Origin of the sequence: Streptomyces stelliscabiei (assembly GCF_014873495.1) — a bacterium.
Taxonomy (GTDB): domain Bacteria; phylum Actinomycetota; class Actinomycetes; order Streptomycetales; family Streptomycetaceae; genus Streptomyces; species Streptomyces bottropensis.
In genome coordinates this window covers 9,608,002-9,631,735 of sequence record NZ_JADBGF010000001.1, presented here as the reverse complement: position 1 = coordinate 9,631,735, position 23,734 = coordinate 9,608,002, and the positions used below count along the sequence as shown (strand labels likewise).

Genomic DNA, 23,734 nt, shown 5'->3' with positions numbered 1-23,734 from the left:
CGACACCGGCAACGTGCACAATCTAGCCAGGACGTGCAACTGCCGACGGCTGAAACTCGTCCCTTGCTCCCGAGCCGACGCGGCTCACGGAGACCTCGCACACCCAAGATGGGGGACGAACCATGAGCCTGACGCCGAGGAAGAGCCGACGCAGACCGGGCGCCGTCAAGGCAGCCGTACTGGGCATGTGCGCCGCGGGCGCGCTGAGCCTCGCCGGATGCTCCGCCGACGGCGCTACGGCGGACGCCGACGGTGACACGAAACCGACCGCGACGGCGACGAGCGGCACCAAGGACAAGTCCGGGGCGCAGGCCGACACGACGGCCGACAAGCCCGACGCGAAGGTCTCCAAGGACACGAGCGGCGGGGGCGGCAAGGCCCCCGGAGGCGTTCCGACCGCCACCAAGTCACCGGCCCCCGCCGCCACCCCCTCGGAAGGCGCCGACGGCGAGGCCGACGACTGCGACCACAAGATGCCCATCTCCCCGGACGAGATCGCGGTCTACCGCTACACCCCGGAAGGCGGGTTCCTCAGCCTGATCGTCAAGCACGGCAACTGGGGGTGCGGCACCCCCGACTCGGACGGCGCGCCGTTCGAGACCGTCGGCAAGGAGACCTTCATCCCGATGGACCAGGCCGCCGACATCACCGTCACCAACCCCATCGTGGAGAGCACGGAGAACCAGCCCATCGGAGTCCAGGAGTTCCTGGACTGGCTGGAGGCACACCCGAACTCCGGTCTGGTCTTCACCTACCACCTCGGCGCCGACGGCTCCATCGACCGACTCGACGAGGTCTTCACGCCCTGACCCTCACCGCACCGGCGACGAGGTCACCGGCCGGCGGCGGCCCGTGCGACGGCCGCGGCGAGGACGTCGGCGACCTCATCGGGACGGGACAGGTGCGGTGAGTGCCCCGAGGCGACCCGTGCGCGGTGGGCCGCACGCGCGGCCCACCGCTCCTGGACCTGGGGCGGCAGCGCCGGGTCCTCGGTGGCCACCACATAGGTCAGCGGGACCCGGGTGGGCGCGGCGCCCAGTTTCTCGGTGAAGGCGCGCAGGCCCTGCCAGTTGAGGCGCTTGACGGCCTCCGCCGTCAGGGCGGGGTCCACCCCGCTGAAGACGGATTCCTCCGCGTCCCCGGCCTTGACGGCGAGCCCGTCGGGCGAGTGGATCCAGGTGGGCGGGAAGTCGCCGCCCATCCACTCCGTCATCGAGGTGCCGGGTTCCAGCGCGAACGCCGCCAGGTACACCAGTTCGGCGACCTGGCGCTGCTCGGCCGCGGCCCAGGTGGCGGGGACTCCGCCGTAGGAGTGCGCGGCCAGCACGACGGGCCCGCCCACGGCCTCGATCGCCGCGCGCACCACGGCGACGTCCTCCGTGAGCCCCTGGGCGGCGGCACTGTCCGGGGCGCTGCTGGGGAGTTGCACGGCGGACGAGGCGATGCCACGGGCGGTGAGCCGCTCGCGCAGCGGCTCGAAGATCCACGGGGTGTGCATCGCCCCGTGCACCAGTACGACGGTCGGATTCGGATTCACAGGAACATCCTCGGGTGGGGGCGTACGCCGTGACACGGGCGTGCCGCGTGCGGTGCCACGGCGTACGGGCATGCGGAGGTCAGTCGGTCATGGCGTCGCGGACGAGGGCGGTGTCGACGAACTGCTCGAAGCGGACGATGAGTCCGCCGCGTACGACGAAGTGGTGCGCGACCCGGACGTCGATCCGCCTGCCGGTGGCCTTGTTGGCGGCGGTGTAGCGGGCCAGGACGACGACGTTCTCGCCGTCCACGACGTAGGTGTCGTCGTGGGCCGCCCAGCCGTCCCACTCCTTGCCCAGCTGCTCCATCACGTTCGAGGTGACGCCGTCGGGGGTGCGGTAGGTGCCGGCCAGGGGGAAGCCGGCCATCTCCGTCCACTCCACGTCGGGGGCGAGGGTGGCGCGCAGGGCTTCCAGGTCGCCCGCGGCGGAGGCCAGGTACTGCCGGCGTACGACGTCGGCGGGTGCGGTGGAGGTGGCGAAGTCGCTCATGGTCAGCCCCACTTCATCTCGCCCTTGGCGACCTTCGCGCCGATCTGGGCGGCGATCAGCATGCCGTGGTCCGGGTAGCGCTCGATGAGCGCCTCGGTGAGCGCGGCCCCGTCGGCGGCCTTGCCCAGCTCCTCCTCGAAGGCGAGGAGGTAGTCGCGGGTGGCGGTGATGGCGGAGGCGTCGGCGGCGGTGCCGGGCAGGCGGTGGCCGGGTACGACGAGTTGCGGGTCGAGGGCGGCCATCTCCGCCAGCAGGTCGATCCAGGCGGCGCGGTCGTCGGGGGTGGCGGTGTCGGCGACCCAGACGTGCTCCTGCTGGAACAGCAGGACACCGCCGAGCAGCGCGCGGGACTCCGCCTGCCACAGGTAGTGGCGGTCGGGCAGGCCGGCCGAGCCGCCCTTGAGCTGGAAGGTGTGGCCCTCCAGGGTGAGGTCGCCGGTCAGCGGCTGAAGGTCGACCAGGCGGGTGGGCAGGTTCGGGCCGAGCGCGGCCCAGGCCTTGAGCTTGCCCTCGTAGGAGTGCCGGATGTGCTCGATGACGATCGGGGTGGCGACGAACACCGCGTCGGGGAAGGCGTCGGCGACGACCTCGGCGCCGAAGTAGAAGTCGGGGTCGGCGTGGGAGACGAACACGGTGGTGAGCGTCTTGCCGGAGTCGAGGATCTCGGCGGCCAGGCGGTGCCCGTCGGCGCGGGTGAAGGCCGCGTCCACCAGCAGCGCCTCGCTCTCGCCGGTGACCAGCGTGGCGGTCTTGTTCTTGCTGCCGGCCGGGAAGTCCAGGTCGATGACCTTGAAGTCGAGGGTGCTCATGATGATTCCTTCGAGAGGGGGCATGGCCGAAGTCGCGGGGGTCGGAGCCCTCGTGACGAGAGGGGGTGCCGCCCGTCGGACGCGGGCGGCTCTCGCGACAACATTACCTGACTCGTCAGGTATTCCCATGATCGGACGAGGTTCACCACTCGCGCGTCGCCGACGCGCGCCGGGGCACGGTCGCCGACCCGCCCTCGCCCTCGCTCCGGCCGATTCTTCGCCGCGCCCCGTGAACCGCGCGAGAGACTCCGGGTCAAGAACTCGCCAATACCGCGACCGTCCGGACACATCCGCGGCCCGGCCCCGAGACCTGGCCTGGACCACGCGGTCAAGTTTCGATCTCCTGCGTCCCGACCGGCGACACCGGCGCGTTACCAGCGGTAAGTTCCGGCTGCCCCTCCCACTTCCGCACAGGAGTACCGCACCATGCGCCGTCTTCTCACCTGCCTCGCGGCAGCGGCTCTCACCTGCGGCGGGTTCGTCACGAACGCGTCCCCCGCCGCTGCCGCCGACCCGGCCTCCGGGTCCTTCAGCACCCTCATCTACAACGTCGCGGGCCTGCCGGAGATCATCTCCAGCGCGTCCACGCCCCGCGAGTCCAGCACCACGGAGATCGGCCGGCGCATCGCGCCGTACGACATCGTGCACGTCGAGGAGGACTTCAACTACCACGCGCACCTCTACGCCGGAAACACCGCGCACGCCTACCGCACGCCCACCAGCGGGGGCGCGGCCATAGGCAGCGGGCTGAACACCCTGTCCAAGTTCCCCTACGACGTCGACGACTTCGAGCGGGTGCGCTGGAACTCCTGCCAGTTCGACTCCGGCGACTGCCTCACCCCCAAGGGTTTCACCTTCATGCGGGTGCGCCTGACCGAGGGCGTGTACACGGACTTCTACAACCTGCACACCAACGCCGGCACCAACGCCGGCGACCTGGCCTCGCGCGCCGACAACCTCGACCAGCTGACGGCCTTCATCAAGACCCACTCGGCCGGCAACGCCGTCGTCGTCATGGGGGACACCAACACCCGGTACACCCGCGGCGGGGACACCATCGCCGAGTTCGCCGCCGCCAACGGGCTCACCGACCCCTGGGTGGAGCTGATCCGCGGCGGTGTCCCGCCCGTCAAGGGCAGCGACGCCCTGGTCTGCGACCAGACGGGGCCCACCGTGCCCGACACCTGCGAGATCGTCGACAAGGTCCTGTACCGCGGCAGCAGGCTCGTGTCGCTGAAGGCCACGTCCTACGGCAACGAGCACGCCAGGTTCCTCACCGATGCCGGGCTCATGCTGTCCGACCACGACCCGGTCGCGGTCGGCTTCTCCTGGTCGCGCGATCCGGGCTTGCGGCTCAGCGACCAGTTCGGCGGGCCCCACGGCGACCACTACACCGACATCGACGCCGTACCGGCCGGTGCGCGCCCCGTCACCCTCTCGCTGCGCAGCGGATCCCGTGTCGACGGCGTCGGCATCACCCTCGACAACGGCACGGCGCTCAGGCACGGCGGCACCGGCGGCACGCTGTCGTCCCTGTCCCTGGGCAGCGGGGAGTACGTCACCTCCGCCGAGCTGTGCCAGGGCCAGAAGAACGGCCGCACGCGGATCTTCTCCGCAAAATTCACGACCAGTCTCGGCAGGAGCCTGTCCGGCGGGACCACCACGTCCACCTGTGTGACCCGGACGGTGCCGCCGGGCTGGCAGCTCGCCGGTTTCCACGGTCGTTCCGGTGACGAGATCGACAAGCTGGGCTTCCTCTACACGCAGCGCTGACACGCCCCGGTACCGAACGCGCGGTGGTGGCCTCCTCGGCCGCCGCCGCGCGTTCGCGCTTTCCCCTGCGAGCTCCTACGCGCGGCCCTGGCTCTGGTGCGTCTGCCGGAAGGCGCCGGGGGTGACGCCGGTGTGGCGGGTGAAGAACTTGCCGAAGTTGGTGGGTTCGGGGAAACCCAGGCGGCGGGCGATGGTGGCCACCGGTTCGTCGGTGTGGGCGAGCAGCCGCCGTGCCTCCAGGGCGACGCGGCCGTCGATGACGGGCTTGACGGGCTGTCCGGTGGCGGCGACGCAGGCGCGGGTGAGGGTCTTGACGGTGTAGCCGAGGTGGTGGGCGTAGTCGGCGGCGCGCCGGCTGGTGGCGTACGAGCGTTCCAGCTCGGCACGGAAACGGGCGTAGACCTCGCCGCCGGCCCGCGGGCCTGCGCCGCTGTCGGGGTGGGGCAGCCGGTCGATCTGCAACAGGACGGTCGCCAGCAGCAGTTGGAGGATCTCCGCCGACACGCTCTGCGCCGGCCGGCCGTACTCGGCCCGGATCTGACCCATCAGCGTGGACAGCACCGCGTAGGTCGGGGTCGCGCCCAGCTGCCGGCACGCCGACCCGTACCACTCGTCGACCAGCCGGTCCGCGCTGCTGGTGTGGGGCGGGAAGGCCGCCGTGAACAGCAGGAGTGTGCCGTTGGCCGTGCCCGGCCGGACGAAGCTCTGCACCTGGCCGGGACGGACCCACAGGAGCGTGCCGGGGCGGCACGGATAGGTCACGAAGTCGATCGCGTGTTCGCCGCTGCCCTCGGTGACCAGGGTGAGGGCGTGGAAGTCGACCCGGTGCACCAGATCGGGCCGCCTGCCCCTGCGCCGGCGCCGCTCGTGCAGGGTCGCCAGGTCGATGACCTCGAAACCGGGGACGCGCTCCTCGGGCGGACTGAAGTCGAGCCGAAGGATGGGACCGCCGGCGGACGCGTCGGCGCCGTCCGGACGCGCGGGAAGCATCACGATCTCCAGATGTCCTCGATCTACCATGCCCTGTCGCCAGGGTATCTCGCCCGCCTGTGGTTTTCCGAAGAGAGTGGAGGACGTCAAGGCGGCGTGACGCCGCCCTTACCACAGGGAGCACCCTCATGAACGGCACAGTCACGGTCCTCGACAGGGGCGCGGTCCGCATCCACAGCTACATGTCCCCGGCCGACACCTTCCACACCACCACCCAGCTGATCGAGACCCCAGCCCGGATCATCGCGATCGACGCCCAACTCCTGCCCGCCTACGCCGACGAGGCCCTCGCCTACGCCCGAGGCCTCGGCAAGCCTCTCGACCGCCTCATCGTCACCCACGCCCACCCCGACCACTACAACGGCGCCGCCCGCTTCGACGTACCCGTCCACGCCCTGCCCCAGGTCCGGGAACAGATCATCGCCCGCGGCGACAGCCGCCTGCCCACCGGCCAGGTCATCCCCCTCCCCGACTTCACCCCCACCGTCGACCTCACCCCCGGCACCGAGACCGTCGACGGCATCCCCTTCGTCTTCGAGGCCGTCACCGGCGGCGAGGCCGCCGACGGTCTCCTCGTCAAACTCCCCGAACAAGGCGTCCTCGTCGCCCAGGACCTCGTCTACAACGACGTCCACCTCTACCTCGGCAACAACGACATCACCGGCTGGGAACACGCCCTGGACCTCCTCGCCGCCCAGACCGGCTACGACACCGTCCTCGCCGGGCACGGCCTGCCCACCGGCCCCGAGATCTACCCCGACATCCGCCGCTACCTCACCGACGCTCGCGCACTCCTCGGCGACGACGGCGACGCGTACAAGCAGGCCATCGTGGACCGCTACCCCACCCATGTCGGCCCGTTCATCATCGACATCGCCAACCGCTCCCTCTTCCCCGCCGGCAACTGAGCCGAGAAAGGCGCCGACCTCCATGAAGATCACCATCGTCGGAGCGGGCGCCATGGCCCGCGGCATCGCCATCCGTGCCCTGGCGGGCGGCCACGAGGTCACGATCACCGCCAAGGACACCGGCAAGGCCGTAGCGCTCGCCGACGAGCTGCGCGCCGGGGACACCGGCGGTGGCCGCACGGCCGTCGCCGCCGACGACTCCGCCGTGGACGGCGCGGACATCGTGGTCCTCGCGGTGCCCTTCGGCGCGGCCGAGCAGCTCGCGGCCCGCTACGGAACACGGCTGAGCGGCAAGGTGCTGGTCGACATCAGCAACCCGGTCGACGCCGCGTTCGACGCCCTCGCCGTCGCCCCCGGCACCTCCGCCGCCGAGCGGATCGGCGAAGCCGCCGCGCCGGGCACCCGCGTCGTCAAGGCCTTCAACACCACGTTCGCCACCACCCTCGTCGCCGGACAGGTGGACGGCACCCCGCTCGACGTCTTCATCGCCGGTGACGACGAGGCCGCACGCAATCAGGTCGCGGACCTGGTCTCCTCCGGCGGGCTCACCCCGGTCGACGTCGGCGCGCTCCGGCACGCGCGCGAGCTGGAGGGCTTCCAGCTGCTGCACATGGCACTGCAGCTCCGCGCGGGCGGCCACGGCTGGGCGAGCACGATCAAGATCGTCGCCCCCTGAGCCGGCCGACCCGCTTTCCGCACCACCTCGACGCTCCGCCCTGTCGCCGGTCGTGACAAGGGCCGGCAACGGGGCGTCCCCTCCCACCGACCCGATTCAGGAGAACCGACCCGTGCACGCCCGCTCCTCGCTCACCGTCCTCGCGGCAGCCGTCGCCCTGCTGACCACCGCGACGACCGCCACCGCGGCCACCGAGCCCGTCTCCCGGCCTCGTGTCGCTGCCCACTTCGACCTGGCCACCGGGCAACAGCCCGAGAACATCACCGTCGGCCGTGACGGGGCCGCCTATCTGACCTTCTCCTTCGCCCGGCAGATCGTCCGCGTCACCCCGTCCGGCCGCTCACACGTCCTGGCCACCCTGCCGGCGCCGGCGAAGCCCCACACCCCCAACCTGGGCAAGGCGTTCGTCGGCGGCATCGCCCGCGCCGACGACGGCACCCTCTACGTCACCTACGCCACCGGCACCGCCGACCTCACCGGCATCTGGGCCGTCCGCCCCGGCGGCCGCCCGCATCGCATCGCGGCCCTCCCCGCCGACGGACTGCCCAACGGCCTGTCCCTCGACCGGCACACCCACCGCCTCTACGCCACCGACTCCGTGCACGGGGTCATCTACCGCGTTCCGGCCAAGGGCGGGAACGCGACCGTGTGGGCCGACGACAAGGCGCTGAAGCCCACCACCTTCGCCGGCGCCAACGGCCTGAAGCTGCACAACGGCGCCGTCTGGGCCACCAACCTCGACCGGGGCACCGTCCTGCGCATCCCGGTGACCGCGCGAGGCAGGGCCGGAAAGATCCAGGTCCACGCGAGCGGTATGCCGTACATCGACGACTTCGCCTTCACCGGCCGCGGCGACACCCTGCTCGCCGCCCGCGACGACGACGAGGTCGACCTCGTACGCCCCGACGGCACGCACACCGCCGTCCTCACCGCGGCCGACGGCCTGCGGACGCCCACCTCCATCGCGGTCCACGACCACACGGTGTACGTCCCCAGCGCCGCCTACCTCACGAACGAGGACCCCAACCTCCTGCTGGCCCACCTCGACCACTGACACGGCCCCTCCCCCTCCCCGGCCTCGGCACCGAGGCCGCGGAGCGGCACCGCGCCCGCCCACACCCCCGGGAACGCCCATGTCCGAGACACCCCGGACCACCGAGACCCCGCAACGCCACCACCCCGGGCCGCAGCCGCCCGGCCGCCTCCGCCGTCCAACCCTCGTCCTGGTCCTGGGATCGCTCACCGCGCTCGGTCCGCTCACCGTCGACCTCTATCTGCCGGCCCTCCCCCAGGTCGGCGACGACCTGCACATCTCACAGGCCGTCACCCAGCTGACCCTGACCGCCTTCATGATCGGTATCGGTGTGGGCCAGCTGGTCATCGGCCCGCTCAGCGACGCCCTCGGCCGTCGGCGGCCCCTGCTGGCGGGGGCGGCGGTGTACGTCGCGGCGAGTGCCGTGTGCGCGCTCGCGCCGAGCCCCGGGGTGCTCATCTCCATGCGTCTGGTCCAGGGCCTGGCCGGAGCCGCCGGCATCGTCATCGCCCGTGCCGTGGTCCGGGACCTGTACGACGGGCTCGCCGCCGCCCGGCTGCTGTCGGCCCTGATGCTGGTGTCGGGCACCGCACCGATCGTCGCCCCCGTGCTCGGCGCCCAGCTGCTGCGCCTGACCTCGTGGCGCGGGGTCTTCGCCGCCCTGACCCTGCTGGGCCTGGTCGTCCTGGCCGCCACCGCGACGCGGCTGTCCGAAACCCTGCCGACCACGCGCCGCCGCTCCGGCGGACTGCCCGCCACCCTGCGCACCATGCGCGGCCTGCTCCGCGACAGCGGTTTCACCGGCTATCTGCTCACCGGCGGCCTCGGCTTCGCCGCGCTGTTCGCCTACATCGCCGGCTCCTCCTTCACCCTGCAGCAGATCTACGGCGCCTCCCCGCAGACGTACAGCCTGATCTTCGCCGTCAACTCGCTCGGCATGGTCGCCACCGGCCGGCTCAACGCCACGTTTCTGCTCGGCCGCTTCCCCTCGCACCGCGTCCTGGCGGCCGGCCTGGCGCTGCTCGGTGCCGCGGGGACCGCCCTGGTTCTCCTGGTCGGCACCACCCACGCGGGCCTGCCCTGGATCGCCGTCGCGCTGTTCCTCGCCGCCTGCCCGGTCGGCATGATCCTGCCCACCACCACCGCGCTGTGCCTGCAACGCGCCCCCCACGCGGCGGGCAGCGCCTCCGCCCTCCTGGGCAGCACCCAGTTCCTCATGGGGGCGCTCGCTCCCGCCCTCGCCGGCCTCGGCGGCCGGACCACCGCGCTGCCCATGGCCGTGTCCGTCCTCGGCCTCGCGCTGGCCGCGACGGGCAGCTTCCTCGCCCTGTGCCGCCCCTGGCGGGCGGCCCCCGACCCGCTGGCCGGGTGAACCGCCGGCTCCCCCACGGCAATCCGCCCCCTCCCGCACCGACGCGTCGAACACCTCAGGAAACGAGCCCTCCCCCATGAAGGAAGACCCCGGCACGGCTGACGTCCGGGCCTGCGAGATCCTCGCCCGGTTCAGCCGCCTGCTCGAAACCTCGGTGAACCGCACCCTGCGGCGGGAGTTCGGCATCTCCTGGGACGAACTCGCGGTCCTGTCCCTCCTGCACGCCTCCCCCTACCGCTTCCTGCACATCACCGATGTCGCCGCGTCGCTCGCCTTCTCCCGTAGCCGGGCCTCCCGCTCCGTGTCCCGCCAGGAACTCCTGGGACGGCTCACCCGCTCACGCTGCCCCCGCGACGCGCGCGCGACCCATGTGACCCTCACCGACGGGGGCGCGGCCCTCGTCCACCGGAGCAGCGGCACCTACGAGGCCGCCGTGCTCGGCGGCCTCGCCCGGCTCCGCGTCGGACCGGAGCAGTTGACCGATCTGACGGACCGACTCGCCCCCCTCACCGAGCGGCACGGCCGGCCGGAGACACGGGGCACGTGCGCTAGCCCCCGGCAGCCGGGTCACACACCGGTCGCCGGGAGCCCCCTCTCCTGACGGTCCAGGGCCCCGCGCCTCGTCGCGGAGGCGAAGCCCAGCCAGGTGTGCCGGTTGCCCCACCAGCACCAGCCGACCTTGGGGGCGTCGCGGCGCTCGACGCCGTCGCGCCCGGTGCCGTTGCTGATCCAGATCGCCGGGGTGCGGGCGTCCAGCGCGCCGTTCTCCTTGCGCAGCCGGGAGCCGATGGTCATGAAGCAGTGGTTGCGTTCGAGGACCGCCGGCTGCTGGAGCACCCAGTGGAGGCCCTCGGTGAGCAGCAGCGGGGTCCGGTCCTCCCCGGCGAGGGCGGGCAACGCCTCCTCCGGCCTCCAGTTGCTCAGGTGATCGCCCCGGTCGAGACCGGTGACCAGGTAGAGGCGGGCGTCGGGCACCTCCACGGCACAGGGCGTGAAGCGGTCGACGTCGGACATGTCGGTGACGACGAAGCCCGGCTTGTCTCCTCGGCGGAGCAGCGGCGCGAGCGCGGAGGCCGGGGCGAGGTCCGGGTGGACCGCGAGCAGGACGCCGTCGCCGGACGCCGGTGCGGCCGCGGCCTCGACGGTCTCGGCGAAGGTACGGACCTCGTCGGCGGACAGTCCGGCGAGTTCGTGCACGCCCAGCTCGATCAGTCGCTCGGCCTGCGCGCTCAGGGTCGGAAGTGCGGGGAGGACTACGGACGTTGCGGGCGTGGACTTCGGCACGATGCTCCCAGGAGTAGGACGAGGTGCGGACTGGAAGGCAACGAGGCGGCCCGCACGAATGTTCCCGCCGCCGCGCTAGGTCCGCAGGACGCGCTCGCCCGGCGCGCACGCGGCCCGCAGTGCGGCGAGTTCGGCCGCGGGCAGGGTGCGGGCGGAGCCGCGCCGACCGTGGTCCAGCGAGGCGGACGAGGTGTGCAGCCACCGGGGCAGCGGGGCCACGCCGATGAAGCCGGCCAGCCGGGTCAGTTCGTGGGCGGGGTCGTCCAGCAGGTCCTCGTAGGCGAGGGTGGCGCGCCGGTCGACGGGGAGCCCGGCGAGGAACTCCGTTCCCTCGGTGACGAGTTCGGACCACAGGGCGCCGAAGGTCCGCAGGGGGATGTGCCGGTCGCGTACGAGCGCGGGATCGAAGCGTTCGTCGAGCAGGGGCGCCAGGTCGGGGGGCAGTGCGCGGACGTGCTCGGAGGTCAGCTCGGCGAAGCTGTCGATGCCGGACCGTGCCTTGATCTCACGCATCAGCGAGATCGCGCGGTAGCCGGGGTGACGGCTCATGGACAGGGCACAGTCCGGGCCGTCGCGGAACATGTGCACGAAGGTGGCGTCCGGGAAGGCCGCCCGCAGTCCCGGCGCCCAGCCGGTCGAGTAGCCGGAGCGCTCCACGACGGCGGTGCGGGCGAACCGCACGCAGAGCAGCCCGAACAGGGCCCGGTGATGCTCGGCGGCGGTGCGCTTCGGCCACCGGGGCACCTCCGCGCCGAGTTCGTCGAGCAGTGCGTCCGGATCGTCGGTCAGGTGGGGCAGCACCATCAGGGAGAGCGCGGGAATGCCCGTCGTCTCCGCCGTGTACCTGCCGGGGCGGCGGGTGTAGAGGAACTCCGGCAGTGGCACCCCACTGCGGATCATCCGCTCGAAGTGCGGGGCGGGCCGGACGAGCGCCTGCCAGAACTCCTCGCCGTCCACCTCCCCCGGCGGGAAGGACGCGTCGCCCACCGAGGCCATGTACTCGTTCAGACTGAGCACGTCCGGGTGGGCGTTGAGGATGCGGGACAGCGCGGTCGAGCCGCTGCGCCCGGTACCGAAGACGAAGGTCGGAGAGCGCATGATCCCCCTATTATGATCTTGGCCATGACTGTGCAGAACTCCGACAAGACACTTTCCCGCAAACAGCGACTCCAGGAGAAGCAGCGCCGCCAGTTGGCGGTCGTCGACACCGTGGACAAGGCCGAGGGCAAGGTCCGCAAGGCGGAGACCGAACTGGCCGTGGCCGTCACCGAGGCCGTACAGATGTTCGGTGACGAGGACTCCGCGTCCGAGGCGCTCGACATGTCGGTCGAGGCGATCCGGCGCTTCCTCCGCATGGCACAGGACGAGGCCACGGGCGCCGACCACGGGTCCGAAGCGACGGAAGCGGCCGCGGCTTCCTGAGCGGGCCCCGGAGTGGGGCGTGGGGCGCGGCCACCGAGCCGGCCGTCGGTCCGTGCGTCCGTCCGTCCGTCGGAAGCCCTCGTACCTCGCTGTGGGAGGCTGACGCCACATCACGCCGGCGCGGGTGTCGACCGCCCGCGCCCACCGCATCCTCGGGCGTGCGAAGAGAGGACGACGTGAGCGAGAGCCAGGCCGACACGACCCCGCCGAGGCAGCCCGACACCGCGACCGCGCACAACGCCCGTGTCTGGAACTACTGGCAGGGCGGCACGGACAACCACCCGGTCGACCGGCAGGTCGGTGATCACGTCGCGGGCATGATCCCCGTCATCCGTGACATCGCGTCCGCCGACCGTCGGTTCCTCTCCCGCGCCGTGCGCCATCTCGCCGAGGAGCACGGGATACGCCAGTTCCTCGACATCGGCTCCGGCCTGCCCGCCCTGGAGAACACCCACGAGATCGCCCAGCGCGTCGCGCCCGCGTCGAGGATCGTGTACGTCGACCACGACCCGGTCGTCCTCGCGGCCGCCCGCACCCGGCTGACCAGCACCGACGAGGGCGCCGTCGTCTACATCGACGCCGACGCGCACGACCCGGACACCATCCTGCGCATCGCCGGCCGGACGCTCGACCTCGCCGAGCCCGTGGCCCTGATGCTCCTCGGCATCCTCAACTTCGTCCTCGACGACACCGAGGCGCGGGCCATCGCGCGCCGGCTGCTGGAGCCGCTCGCCCCCGGCAGCTTCCTCGTACTGACCCACCCCACCACCGAGCCCGAACTCGGCGGCGAACTCCAGGCGGCCGCGATGGAGTTCTGGAACGCCAACGCCGAGCCGCCGGTCACCGCGCGCTCCGCCGCCGAGGTAGGCCGGTACTTCGACGGCCTCGCCCTCCTGGAACCGGGCCTCGTCTCCTGCTCCCGGTGGCGCCCCGATCCCGGCGACGAGCCCGTGGTCGTACCCCAGTTGGGGGCGGTGGCGCGCAAGCGCTGACACCGCCCGGCCTCACCCGCCCGTGGCCCCCGTCAGGTGGCGACGGGTGCCGTCCCGGGCGGGGTACGGGTCCATGCCGTCGCGGAGACGGACAGGACCGAGAGGAGGACGAGGGCGGCGGCCGGGCCCAGGACGGTCCAGGGGGCCAGCTCCACGTAGGGCTGGTTCTCCGAGAGCAGACGGCCCCACTCCGGCGTGGGCGGCTGTTCGCCCAGGCCGAGGAAGCCGAGAGAGGCCAGGACGAGGACCGTGGTGGGCAGGCGCAGCAGGGCGTTGCGCACCAGTGCGGGCAGGACCGCGGGCAGCAGATGGTGGCGCAGGAGGTAGGAGGGGCCCGCGCCGAAGGAGACCGACGCCAGCAGGTGGCCGCTGGTCCGTTCCTGTTCGAGCAGAGCGGCCGCCTGCGCGGCGTACGGCGTCCAGGCCACCAGGCACACCGCGCACGCGGCGCCCCAGACCGACGGCCCGGTCACCGCGGTCGTCAGGAGGCCGGCGAGGACGGCCGGCAGCGTCGACACGATGTCGGTCAGCCCCGCCCCCACCTGGGTCGCCGTCCCGATGACCAGGCCGACGAGGGCGCTGACGACGGTCACGGCGAGGGCCGCGCCGATCGTGCGCACGGCCCCGTGGCCCAGCCTGGCGAGCAGATCCCGGCCGAGCGCGTCGGTGCCGAGGGGATGCGCCAAGGACGGGGGCAGCAGCCGGGCCGTCGTCTCCACGTGCAAGGGGTCGCGCAGGAGGCCGGACACCACCAGGGCGAGCAGGGCGAGCGCACAGCATCCGACGACCCAGGGCAGCGACCGTGTCCGGGAGAGCGCAGGCGGGTGCAGGGCGGGCAGGGCGCCGTCCCGCAGGGCCGGGCCGAGCAGGGCGTGGCGCACCGCCCGGACCAGGAAGCCGGCGCAGACGCCGAGCAGGACCAGGGCCAGCGTCGCGGTCTGCAGCGGCGGCAGGTCCTGGGCGACGGCCGCGTCCAGCGAGAGACGGCCGAGGCCCGGGATGTCGAAGATCTTCTCCACCGCCACCGCGCCGCCGACCAGGGCGACGACGGTCGGCAGGAGTTGGGGGAGCACCCCGGCCAGGGCGCGGCGCAGCGCGGTGCGCGCGATGCGGCCGCCGCGATGTCCGAAGGCGCGCCAGGTGCGTGCCCACGGCTCGTTGAAGGCCGCGGGCAGGGACTGGTCGAGCAGGCCGCCGATCATCGCCCCCGAGGGCACGCCGAGGGCGAGGGCGGGCAGCACCATCGACCGCGGGCCCTCCCACCCCTGCGAGGGGAACCAGCCCAGCCACACCCCGCACACCGTCGCCAGCAGTGAGGCGAGCAGGAACTTGGGCAGCGCGGCGAGGACGGCGGCGCCGATGCCCGCGCGCTTTCGCCGCAGCCTTCGCCGCGCCCCGAGGCGCAGGGTGCGGGCACAGACCAGCGCGGCCACCACGACGGTGACCGCCAGCGCGCCGAGCATGAGCGTGACGGAGACCGCGAGGGCGGTCGTCACCTGCGGCAGCACCGGGTCACCCGACACCCAGGAGACGCCCGCGTCCCCGCGCGCCAGTCCGGCCGCCCATCGGGCCAGGTGCGCGGACGGCCCCTCGTCCAGACCGAGTTGCTCGCGTACGGCGCTCAACTGGGCCGGGGTCGGGTCCTGGTCGGCGGAGCGGGCGCGCAGGACGGTCAGGGCGGGGTCGACACCGGACAGCCAGGGCAGGAAGGCGACGGCGGCCAGCAGCGCGACTCCCGCCGTGAGCCGGCCGGCCCCCGCGCGCCACCGGGTGGGGAGGCCCTGGCCGCCGGCCGGCGACGTGGTGCTCATCCGGTGCTACTTCAGGTGGGTGTCGACGTCGACGAGGGAGCGTTCGCGGGGGTCGAGCAGGACGCCCTCGACGTCGTCGGAGATGCCCTGCACGACCTTCTCGTGGACGAGGGGGACGACGGCGTCGGTGCGCAGGATCTCCGCCTCGGCCCGCATGATCTTCTTCTGCCGCTCCGCCGTGTCGCCTTCCGCCGCGGCGGACTTGACGGCCGCGTCGACCTCGGCGTCCTTCAGGCCCGCGATGTTGTAGACGCCGTCACCGGTGAAGTCGCTGGCGAGGTAGGCCACCGCGTCGCCGGTGTCGAGGAGCGTGACCCGGGAGAAGACGAGGGCGTCGTACCTGCCGGCCAGCAGGTCGGCCTCCATCTGCGTGTACTCGCGTACGTCCTGCTTCACGGTGAATCCGGCCTTCTCCAGCTGCTGCTGCAGGACGGAGGCGGCCTCGGGGAGTTCGGCGCGGTTGGTGTACGTGGCCAGACGCAGGGTCCTGCCCTTCGTCTCCGTCTTGACCTCGGCGGTGGTCGCGGCCTTCGCCCGGCCGGTCACCTCGACCCGCTCGTCGGCGGCCCAGGGGACGGCCGGGCCGAACAGCCCCTGCGCGGGGTCGGCGTATCCGCCGAAGACGGATTCGACGAGGACACCGCCGTCCACGGCCGCACGGGCGGCGGCGCGCAGGCCCGTGTCGGCGAGGAGGCCGCCGCCGGTGTTGAGGATCAGGCTGTCCGTGCGCACGGACGGCACTTCGTGGCGGGTGGTCTCGTCGAGGAGCTTCGCCTGGGCGGTGGGGATCCATTCGGCGATGTCCACGTCGCCGCCGCGCAGGGCGTTGGCGCGGGCGGTGCCGTCGGCGATCCAGCTGACGTCGATGCCCGAGGTTTTGGCCCTGCCGCCCCAGTAGCCGTCGTAACGGTCGAGGGTGGCCTTCGTCTTTCCGGTCAGCCTGGTGATTTTGAACGGGCCGGTGCCGGTGCCGACGGGGCTGACGGTGCCGTCGTCGGCGTACGCCTTCTCGGCGAGGATGCCGAGGGCGGGGCTGGCGAGCCGCAGCGGGAGGACCGGGTCGGCGGTCCTGGTGGTGAGCGTGACGGTGTCGGCGTCGTCCGCCACGGCGGTCAGCGTGACGTCGCTGAGGACGCGCGGCTTGGTCGTGGCCCTGTTCGCGTGGTCGAGCGCGTCGACGACGGACTCGGCGGTGACGTCGGTGCCGTCCTGGAAGGTGGCCTTGCGCAGCTGGAAGACCCAGGTCGTGTCGTTCTTCCGTGTCCAGGACTTCGCCAGGGCGGGCGCGACGGCGCCGTTCTCGTCCAGGGCGGTGAGGCCTTCGGCCACGGAGAGCTTGCTGAGCACGGTGGCGTCGTTGCTGTACGGCGACAGGGCCTGCACCGGCGGCACCGCGAGGGCGATCCGCAGGCGCCCGCCCGCTCCCGACTCCCCGCTCGCGCCCGAGCCGTCCTCCCCGGCGGCGAAGCAGCCGGAGAGCACCGGGGTGAGGGCGAGGGCCGCCAGAAGACGGCGGGAAGTGGTGCGCATGGTCGGTCCTGTCTTGCGGCGGGCAGATCGCGCCCCCGGTGCGCGGCTGCGGCATCCGGGGGCATCGATCACACAATATAAGGGCAGCCTTACCAAACCCTCACCGGGTGGGAGTATCGGCCCGCGGCGCACGGACCGTCAGACGCCGTGCTGATAGAAGCGGCCGGTGCGGGTCGGTTCCCGTAAGCCCCCGCCGAGGTCAGGTGACCGATCGAGGCGCCGTCGTCGCCGGCGGTCTCGCGGACGGTCCCCTAGGCGCCAGTGGGTCGCGAAGCACCCGCGTCTCGTTGCTACGCTCCTCGTCCGCGCGGCGAGAGGTGAACGGTGACGGAAGCGGGGCCGACGAGCCCTCCGAGGCCCTGGTTCAGGGGCATGGTGTACGGCGTTCTCTTCGGTGGACTGACCGCGGTGGTGTCCCTGACCGTCATCGGGCGGGCCTGGGCCGCCTGTGACGTCGGCAGCGGTGCCGCCGACGCCATGACGCTGTTGCTCCTCGCCCCCTTCGTGTGGATCGCGGCCGCGGCCGCGTGGACCGTCCTGTACGGCACCCTCGGCCGGCGCCGTCCCGGTGCTGCCCTGGCCGTGGGGGTCGTCCTCGCCCTGGTGTCCGGCTGGTTCCTCGTGACCTGGCTCGGCATGCCGGACGGCTACCCCGACCCCGTGTGCCCGGGGAACGTCCCGCCCTGGTGGCCGGATTTCATCCCGGCGTGACCTGGTGGAGCGGTACGTGGGCGGCCTCGGCGTCGGCGGTGGCCGGCGTCTCGCGGGTCCCGTGGGTCGCATGGGCCTCGGCGAGGAGGAGGTAGCTGCTCGCTGTCCAGGTGTAGGCGCGGTCGCGCAGGCCCGTGCCGGTGAGGGCGTCGAAGTTCTCGGCGAAGCCGTGGGTTTCGCACAGGGTGCGGAAGCGGGCGCTGATCTCGTCCGCGAGGTGGTGGTGGCCGGCGCGGCGCAGGCCGTCCTCGATGAGGACGGTGGCGGGGGCCCAGATCGGGCCGCGCCAGTAGCCGTCGGGGAGATAGTGGGGTGAGGTCGGGAGTTCGGTGGCCAGGCCGTACGGGGTCAGATGGGCCGCGACGCGGTCGGCCAGGGCGCGGCTGACGGCGGGCGGCAGATGCTCGCCCAGCACGAGGGGCATCAGGTCGAGAAGGCTGGAGCTGTGCCAGGTCTCACCGCTCGCGACCCCCTGGGTGACGAACCGGTCGCCGGTCCAGAGGTGGTCGAGCATCGCCGTGCGGGTCGTGTCGGCGGCCAGCGTCCATCGGCGGGCGTCGTCCGGTCGGTCCAACCGCGTTGCCAGTTCGGCCAGTTCGTGCAGCTGAAGGACGAGGAAGGCGGCCAGGTCGGCGGTGACGACCACGCGTTCGGGGTCGAAGGTGGTGGCGTTGTCCCAGCCGCTGTCGTTGCCGTGCTGGTAATGGGGCAGCGCGGCGCCGGGGGCGCGGCGTGCGGTGAGCCAGAACGTCGTCCAGCGTTCCAGCCGGTCATAGGTCTCGGCCAGTTCGGCCGGGTCCTGGGGCGTGCTCAGCCGACGGCGCAGCCGGGCGTGGGTCCAGCCGTGGATGGGGGGTTTGACGAAGTTGTGGAGGACCTCGGAGTGGGTGACCGAGTCGGGCAGGGCGCCGGTCTCGTCCTGGTGGTCGAAGGGCAGGTGGAACTGGTCCAGGGCAAGGCCTGGCAGGCCGGGGGCCAGGGCTAGGGCGTTGAAGCAGTGGTCCCAGCTCCAGACCTTGTCCATCCAGTGCTTGGACATCAGCACGGCGGGCCGGGTGACCAGCCCCGCCGGACGGACCGTCGCCGACCACACGACGTAGGCGGCGAGTTCGGCGGCCGGAGTGGCGGACGTACGCCAGGGAGCCACCGCGTCGACGAACTCCGCGAAGGCGTCCCGCGCCGCCTCGACGACCTCGCCGAAGGCCGCCGTCGACGCGAACGGGCGGCGGGCCGTGTCGAGTTCCTCGACCGCGACCTCCCAGTGGCCGTCCGGGCCGGCAGTGAGGGTGAGGCCCCGGTCCGCGCTCCCGAGGGCCTGCCCGCCGGACACGTCGGCGACCGTGCCGCCGAGCACGGTGACGCGGTAACGGCGCCCGGTCTCGTACGACGTGAACACATGGGCCCCGGCGGCCGCGTCGTGGAAGAAGTAGGTGCCGCTGAACGGGGTCAGTGTGCGGGCCGCCGCGCAGAGGCGCAGTGAGAACCCCTGGCCGCGCAGCCGTACGGTGTCCGGCGACTCGTAGGCGAGATCGACCCGGCCGCCCGCGCCGGACCAGCTCAACAGCCCCGGTGTCGCCTCCACGTGCGTCTCGGCCCGCTCGCCCGTGGCGGAGTCGAGCGGCACGAGCCGCAGGACGGCGTGCATGCCGTTCTGGTGCGACACCAGGTGGAGGTCATCGGCGTACGTCTTCTCCGCCAGGACCGGGGAGATGTCGAACCAGGAGCCGTGGGTGCTGAACGGGATGTCGTCGAGGGAGAAGGACGGGCCGGGTCGTGCGGCGGTCATGGAGGGCGACTCGTTTCTCGAAGCGGGAGTGCGGGGGGGAAGGGGGGAGTTCAGTCCTTGACGGCGCCGGCGGTCACGCCCGCGGCGACGTAGCGCTGGGCGAGGACGAGGATGACGGCGGCGGGCAGGGAGGCCAGGACGGCGGTGGCCATGATGGCGTTCCACTCCTGGTTGTTGTTGCCGATGTAGTGGTAGATGCCGAGGGTGATGGGCTCGTGGGTACCGCCGTTGGCCAGGGTGGCGGCGAAGACGAAGTCGGACCACGACCACAGGAACGCGAACAGCGAGACCGTGACGACCGAGTTGCGGCTCATGGGCAGCACGATCGACCGGAAGGTGCGCAGCGGCCCGGCTCCGTCCATCTGCGCGGCCTGGAGCAGTTCGCCGGGGATGCCGGACATGAACGCGGTGAAGATGAGGACGGCGAAGGGGACGGCCAGGGTGGAGTCGGCGACGATCAGTCCGGGGACGGACTGGAGCAGGCCGAGCTGGAGGTAGATGGCGTAGAACCCCATCGCCATGATGATGCCGGGAATCATCTGGGCGGCCAGCAGCACGAAGCCGAGCACTCCGCCGCCGCGCGGGCGCAGTTTGGCCAGCGCGTAGCCGGCGGGTGCGGCGAGGGCCACGGTCAGGACGACGGTGCCGAGGCCGATGACGAGGCTGGTGCCGAGGTAGGGCAACTGCTCGTCCAGCACCTTGCGGTAGCCGTCCAGTGTGCCGTCGGCGGGGAAGAGGTCGGGTGGGCTCTTGCGCATGTCCTGGTCACGGGTGAAGGACACGTTGAGCATCCAGTAGACCGGGAACAGCATGATCGCGGTGAGCGCGACCCCCACGAGGGTCTTCCATGGACTGCGGCGCGTCATGACAGTGCCTGCTTTCGCTGGACCCGGACATGGATCAGGCCGAAGACCAGGGCGGCGACGACGAGCAGGTTGCCGACGGCCGCACCGGGCCCGAAGGCGGGCAGGAGACTGCCGAAGCCGAGCTGGTAGGACCAGGTGGCGAAGGTGGTGGAGGAGTCCGCCGGGCCGCCCTTGGTCATGATCCAGATGATGTCGAAGACCTTGAGCGTGTAGACCAGTCCGAGCAGCAGCGTGATCGCGGAGACCGGGCGCAGCAGGGGGAAGGTGATCCGCCAGAAGCGCTGCCAGGCGTTCGCCCCGTCGAGGGCGGCGGCCTCGTACAGTCCGGCCGGGACGGACTGGAGGCCGCTGTGGAGGACGACCAGGTTGAAGGGGACGCCGATCCAGATGTTGGCGATGATCACCGAGGTCAGCGACCAGGTGGGTGAGGTCAGCCAGTTGACGGGGTCGATGCCCACGACACCGAGCGCCGTGTTGACGATGCCGGAGTCGCTGTTGAGCATCCACGACCAGGTGGAGGCGGACACGATGAGCGGCAGCAGCCAGGGGACGAGGAACAGGGCCCGCAGGGTGGCGGAGAGCTTGAAGTGCTGGTTGAAGAAGACCGCGAGGGCGAGGCCGAGGGCGTACTGGAAGAACAGGCACACGGCGGTGAAGACGACGGTGTGCAGCAGAGCGGGCGCGAAGGTCGGGTCGTCGAAGACGGTCCGGTAGTTCGCCAGGCCGGTGAACGGCGCGTCGCCCTGGACGAAGGAGCGCACGGTGTAGTCGCGCAGGCTCAGGTCGAGGTTGCGGTAGAGCGGATAGGCGTAGAAGAGGGCGAGGTAGAGGGTGACCGGGGTGAGGAAGGCCCAGGCGGTCCACTGCGGGGACACCGGGCGACGGCGCCGGACCTGGGTCGTGACGCTCGTCAACCGGTGCTGTACCGCGGTCACTTGACCGCGGCCTGGGCTGCGGTCAGCGCGTCCTCGGGCGACTGGGACCCGCTGAGCGCGGACTGGACGGCCTTCCACACCTGCTCGGAGATCTTGGGGTACTTGGTGCCCAGGTCGTCACTGGTGCGCCCCTTGGCCGCCTTGACCGCCTCCACCCACGGCTTCAGCTCGGCGTTCGCCGCCACCTGCTTGTCCTGCACCTCGGCGGTCGGGGCCACGTACGAAAGGGTGGTGTCGGTGGCGAGGAGGTTGTCCGTGCCGGTCAGGCAGGTCACAAGCTTCTGCGAGGTGGCGTAGCGGCCGGTGTCGCCCTGGACGGGGAGGGTGACGAACTCGCCGCCGGTGGGGGCGGCGGCATTGCCACCGGAGGCACCGGGGACGGGAATGACGCCGTACTCGAAGCCCGCCTTCTTCGCGTTGGCGAGCTGCCAGGTGCCGTTCTCCGCGAACGCGTAGTCGCCCGTCGCGAACTCCTGCCAGCTGGTCGTCTGGGTGTTGTTGATGACCGAGTTCGGGGCATAGCCCTTGTCCAGCCAGTTCTTCCACAGTGTCAGCGCGGACACCGCCTGCGCCGAGCCGACGTCCGTCAGCTGTGCTCCCGAGCCCCAGAACCACGGCAGGAACTGGAAGCTGCCCTCCTCGGTGCCGATCGCGGAGAACGTGATGCCCTTCTTCCCCGCCTTGTCGACCTTCGCCAGCGCCGCCGTCAGCGACTTCCAGTCCTTCACCGAGGCGATGTCGACACCCGCCTTCTTCAGCACCTCCTTGTTGTAGTAGAGGGCGAGCGTGTTCGCGCCGATCGGCATGCCGTACGTCTTACCGCCCGACTGACCGGCCGCGAGCAGGTTGGGATCCACCTTGGAGGTGTCGAGCTTGTTGTCGTCGGTCGAGGTCAGGACGCCCGCCTCGGCCAGCGTCGAGACCACCGGGTTGTCGACGATCAGCACGTCCGCGGAGTTGTCCTGCTGCGCCGCGAGGAGTGCCTTGTTCGACAGGTCGCTCGTGTCGAACGCGGTCCGCTTGACCTTCACACCGGCCTTGGCACCGCAGTCGTCGAGCAGCTTCGCCCACGCCGACCCCTTGTCGAACTGCGGGTAGGGGTCCCACACGGTGTACGTGCCGCTGTCGGCGCCCTTGGCGCCGGTGCCGTCCTTGCCGGAGCCGCACGCGGTGGCACCGGCGGCGACGGCGAGGGTGGTCAGGGCCGCTGCGGTCAGTCGGCGCCTTCTTGCGGAGCTGTTCATCACGGTTCCTCTGTTTCTGGCATGCGGGTGCCGAGGACATGGGTCGCTGAAGGTCGGTACGCCGTACAGCGCCCGGGGGCGGTGAGGGTGTCCGACGGAGTGAAAAAGAGAGAGGGCTCGGGTCAGGGTGTCGTGGCGGGCCCGAGATCCGGGCCGGGCGGGACGCCCGCGGGGCCGGTGCTGGCCCGCAGTGAGATCGGCGGGACGAGCAGGTGGTGGCGGGGCCGTGCGCCGGGCTGGTCGAGCCGTTCCACCAGCAGTTCGACGGCGAGGCGGCCCATCTCGGCCGCCGGGACGTCCGCCGCGGTGAGCTGCGGGGTCACCGTCTCCGCCCACCGGCCGGCCACCACACCGGTGACCGAGAAGTCGCGCGGCACAAGGCGGTCGGCCTGGGCCAGGCCCCGGTAGAGACCGCCCAGCGCCGCCTCGTTCAAGGTGACCAGCGCCGTAGTGGCGGGGTCGTCGTGCAGGATCCGCTGCACACAGGCCTGGCCCGAGGCGGCGTCGTCACCACAGCAGTACGTGCGGACCGTCAGACCGCGCTCCGCCGCGGCCTTGGTGAAACCGTCCAGCCCTCGCTGGGCCGACTCGTACCCCGCCCGCAGCAGCTGCTCGGGACGGTTGACGAAGGCGACCCGGCGGTGGCCGAGGTCCGCCAGGTGGTGGACGCAGCGTTGGACCAGCTCGGTGTGGTCGAGGCCCACCCACCAGCTGCCCTCCGGGTGGGCGGTGCGGCCGATGGCGACGGAGGGGAAATCCACCGCCGCGAGGTGGTCGAGCCGGTCGTCCTGCAGCCGGATCTCCATCAGGATCGCGCCGTCGACCCGGCGCTCGCCCAGCAGTCGCTGGAAGGAACGGTCGCTGTCCACGCCGCTGGGGGACAACAGGACGTCGTAGTCGTAGGCCGCGGCGGCCTCCACCACACTGCCGATGAAATCCAGCTGCATGCCCGTGTAGTGATTCCCGGCCGGCGGAAAGACCAGGCCGATCGTGCTGGTCCGGCCGTTGGCCAGGGCACGAGCACTGGCGCTCGGCTGATACCCCAGCTCGTCCACGACCTCCTGGATCCTGCGGCGGGTGTCCTCCGACACCGGACGCTTGCCGCTCAGCGCATAGGAAACGGTGCTGCGCGACACACCGGCCCGCCGGGCGATCTCACCGATGTTCACGCCGACTCCTTGCTCGAACCGGTTCGTCTCCTCCGAGAGAGAGTACCGGTCCGGTGGTCCTGAGGGATGGGACGGACGAGGGGTGCTCACCGATCGTCGAACCGGTTCGCGTGAAGTGAAGGTAGAAACTGCGAGGGAGCCTGTCAACACCTAGGACACGTCGTTCGCGACGCGTTCGAGGACCCGGAGAGACCGTGGAAATCCGCCGCGCCGGAGGGATTGCTGGCCGGGGGTCCCGGTGCTAGCTTCGCCGAACCGGTTCGATGAAGTGATCCTTCCGGCACCCGCGAGGGCCGCTTCGCGCGCCCCGGACCCCCTCCGTGCCCCTGCCCGGGCGGCGGCACATGGACGAGCAGCCGACCGAGGTGGGCCCACCGGAACCCCGTCACCCCGAGG

General features: G+C 71.9%; 23 protein-coding genes. 10 read left to right on the top strand and 13 right to left on the bottom strand.

The genetic code is table 11. From position 1 onward, the window contains the following. The first annotated feature begins 122 nt into the window (after positions 1-122). A complete protein-coding gene (locus H4687_RS41965) occupies positions 123-809 on the top strand; it encodes a hypothetical protein (RefSeq protein ID WP_046913048.1) in 687 nt (228 codons plus the stop codon). Positions 810-832: 23 nt separating this feature from the next. On the opposite strand, the gene H4687_RS41960 is transcribed toward H4687_RS41965, so the two are convergent. From H4687_RS41960 to H4687_RS41950, 3 genes are all read right to left on the bottom strand, one after another. Continuing rightward, positions 833-1,537 carry an alpha/beta hydrolase gene (locus H4687_RS41960; protein WP_233443536.1) on the bottom strand — a complete coding sequence of 235 codons (705 nt, stop codon included), beginning with the start codon at positions 1,535-1,537 and terminating at the stop codon, positions 833-835. Between the two features lie 79 nt (positions 1,538-1,616). Further along, positions 1,617-2,027: a nuclear transport factor 2 family protein gene (locus tag H4687_RS41955; RefSeq protein ID WP_199813383.1), complete on the bottom strand. Its 411-nt coding sequence runs from the start codon at positions 2,025-2,027 to the stop codon at positions 1,617-1,619. Positions 2,028-2,029: 2 nt separating this feature from the next. Further along, on the bottom strand, positions 2,030-2,836 hold the full coding sequence (locus tag H4687_RS41950; RefSeq protein WP_046913046.1) for an MBL fold metallo-hydrolase: 807 nt from the start codon (positions 2,834-2,836) through the stop codon (positions 2,030-2,032). A gap of 426 nt (positions 2,837-3,262) precedes the next feature. Here H4687_RS41950 and H4687_RS41945 point away from each other — a divergent pair, with 426 nt between their 5' ends. After that, a complete protein-coding gene (locus tag H4687_RS41945; protein WP_046913045.1) occupies positions 3,263-4,609 on the top strand; it encodes a jacalin-like lectin in 1,347 nt (448 codons plus the stop codon). A gap of 75 nt (positions 4,610-4,684) precedes the next feature. On the opposite strand, the gene H4687_RS41940 is transcribed toward H4687_RS41945, so the two are convergent. Next, on the bottom strand, positions 4,685-5,629 hold the full coding sequence (locus tag H4687_RS41940) for an AraC family transcriptional regulator (protein ID WP_404819304.1): 945 nt from the start codon (positions 5,627-5,629) through the stop codon (positions 4,685-4,687). 98 nt (positions 5,630-5,727) lie between these two features. On the opposite strand from H4687_RS41940, the gene H4687_RS41935 reads away from it, so the two are divergent. The 5 genes from H4687_RS41935 (at position 5,728) to H4687_RS41915 (ending at position 10,189) form a co-directional block, all read left to right on the top strand. After that, positions 5,728-6,507, top strand: a complete 780-nt coding sequence (locus tag H4687_RS41935) for an MBL fold metallo-hydrolase (RefSeq protein ID WP_050398897.1) — start codon at positions 5,728-5,730, stop codon at positions 6,505-6,507. A gap of 22 nt (positions 6,508-6,529) precedes the next feature. Continuing rightward, positions 6,530-7,183, top strand: coding sequence for an NADPH-dependent F420 reductase (locus H4687_RS41930; RefSeq protein WP_046919812.1), 654 nt, complete (start codon positions 6,530-6,532; stop codon positions 7,181-7,183). 112 nt (positions 7,184-7,295) lie between these two features. Continuing rightward, on the top strand, positions 7,296-8,237 hold the full coding sequence (locus H4687_RS41925) for an SMP-30/gluconolactonase/LRE family protein (protein ID WP_078907391.1): 942 nt from the start codon (positions 7,296-7,298) through the stop codon (positions 8,235-8,237). Between the two features lie 79 nt (positions 8,238-8,316). After that, the gene (locus H4687_RS41920; protein ID WP_046919813.1) at positions 8,317-9,588 is read left to right on the top strand and encodes a multidrug effflux MFS transporter; all 1,272 of its coding nucleotides are present in this window, start codon (positions 8,317-8,319) and stop codon (positions 9,586-9,588) included. A gap of 76 nt (positions 9,589-9,664) precedes the next feature. Then, positions 9,665-10,189 carry a MarR family winged helix-turn-helix transcriptional regulator gene (locus H4687_RS41915; protein ID WP_046919814.1) on the top strand — a complete coding sequence of 175 codons (525 nt, stop codon included), beginning with the start codon at positions 9,665-9,667 and terminating at the stop codon, positions 10,187-10,189. On the opposite strand, the gene H4687_RS41910 is transcribed toward H4687_RS41915, so the two are convergent. Further along, positions 10,156-10,872: a DUF5701 family protein gene (locus H4687_RS41910; protein WP_046919815.1), complete on the bottom strand. Its 717-nt coding sequence runs from the start codon at positions 10,870-10,872 to the stop codon at positions 10,156-10,158. The genes H4687_RS41915 and H4687_RS41910 overlap by 34 nt on opposite strands. A gap of 75 nt (positions 10,873-10,947) precedes the next feature. Then, the gene (locus tag H4687_RS41905) at positions 10,948-11,970 is read right to left on the bottom strand and encodes a sulfotransferase (protein ID WP_046919816.1); all 1,023 of its coding nucleotides are present in this window, start codon (positions 11,968-11,970) and stop codon (positions 10,948-10,950) included. 24 nt (positions 11,971-11,994) lie between these two features. On the opposite strand from H4687_RS41905, the gene H4687_RS41900 reads away from it, so the two are divergent. Both H4687_RS41900 and H4687_RS41895 read left to right on the top strand, forming a co-directional pair. Then, positions 11,995-12,294, top strand: coding sequence for a hypothetical protein (locus H4687_RS41900; protein ID WP_078907422.1), 300 nt, complete (start codon positions 11,995-11,997; stop codon positions 12,292-12,294). A gap of 176 nt (positions 12,295-12,470) precedes the next feature. Further along, the gene (locus H4687_RS41895) at positions 12,471-13,286 is read left to right on the top strand and encodes an SAM-dependent methyltransferase (protein ID WP_046919818.1); all 816 of its coding nucleotides are present in this window, start codon (positions 12,471-12,473) and stop codon (positions 13,284-13,286) included. Between the two features lie 32 nt (positions 13,287-13,318). Here the strand turns inward: H4687_RS41895 and H4687_RS41890 are convergent, their stop codons facing one another. Continuing rightward, the gene (locus H4687_RS41890) at positions 13,319-15,097 is read right to left on the bottom strand and encodes an ABC transporter permease subunit (protein ID WP_046919819.1); all 1,779 of its coding nucleotides are present in this window, start codon (positions 15,095-15,097) and stop codon (positions 13,319-13,321) included. Positions 15,098-15,103: 6 nt separating this feature from the next. Further along, entirely contained in the window at positions 15,104-16,627 is a 1,524-nt protein-coding gene (locus tag H4687_RS41885; RefSeq protein ID WP_046919820.1) for an ABC transporter substrate-binding protein, read from the bottom strand. Between the two features lie 372 nt (positions 16,628-16,999). Here H4687_RS41885 and H4687_RS41880 point away from each other — a divergent pair, with 372 nt between their 5' ends. After that, positions 17,000-17,338, top strand: coding sequence for a hypothetical protein (locus tag H4687_RS41880; protein WP_046919821.1), 339 nt, complete (start codon positions 17,000-17,002; stop codon positions 17,336-17,338). On the opposite strand, the gene H4687_RS41875 is transcribed toward H4687_RS41880, so the two are convergent. From H4687_RS41875 to H4687_RS41855, 5 genes are all read right to left on the bottom strand, one after another. Then, positions 17,325-19,124: an amylo-alpha-1,6-glucosidase gene (locus tag H4687_RS41875; protein ID WP_107082402.1), complete on the bottom strand. Its 1,800-nt coding sequence runs from the start codon at positions 19,122-19,124 to the stop codon at positions 17,325-17,327. The genes H4687_RS41880 and H4687_RS41875 overlap by 14 nt on opposite strands. A gap of 50 nt (positions 19,125-19,174) precedes the next feature. Continuing rightward, positions 19,175-19,990 carry a carbohydrate ABC transporter permease gene (locus tag H4687_RS41870; protein ID WP_046919822.1) on the bottom strand — a complete coding sequence of 272 codons (816 nt, stop codon included), beginning with the start codon at positions 19,988-19,990 and terminating at the stop codon, positions 19,175-19,177. After that, entirely contained in the window at positions 19,987-20,904 is a 918-nt protein-coding gene (locus tag H4687_RS41865; RefSeq protein WP_225968355.1) for a carbohydrate ABC transporter permease, read from the bottom strand. Before H4687_RS41865 ends, H4687_RS41870 begins: the two co-directional genes overlap by 4 nt. A 17-nt stretch (positions 20,905-20,921) precedes the next feature. Further along, entirely contained in the window at positions 20,922-22,169 is a 1,248-nt protein-coding gene (locus H4687_RS41860) for a sugar ABC transporter substrate-binding protein (RefSeq protein WP_046919604.1), read from the bottom strand. A gap of 122 nt (positions 22,170-22,291) precedes the next feature. Further along, a complete protein-coding gene (locus H4687_RS41855; protein WP_046919603.1) occupies positions 22,292-23,338 on the bottom strand; it encodes a LacI family DNA-binding transcriptional regulator in 1,047 nt (348 codons plus the stop codon). Between the last annotated feature and the right edge of the window lie 396 nt (positions 23,339-23,734).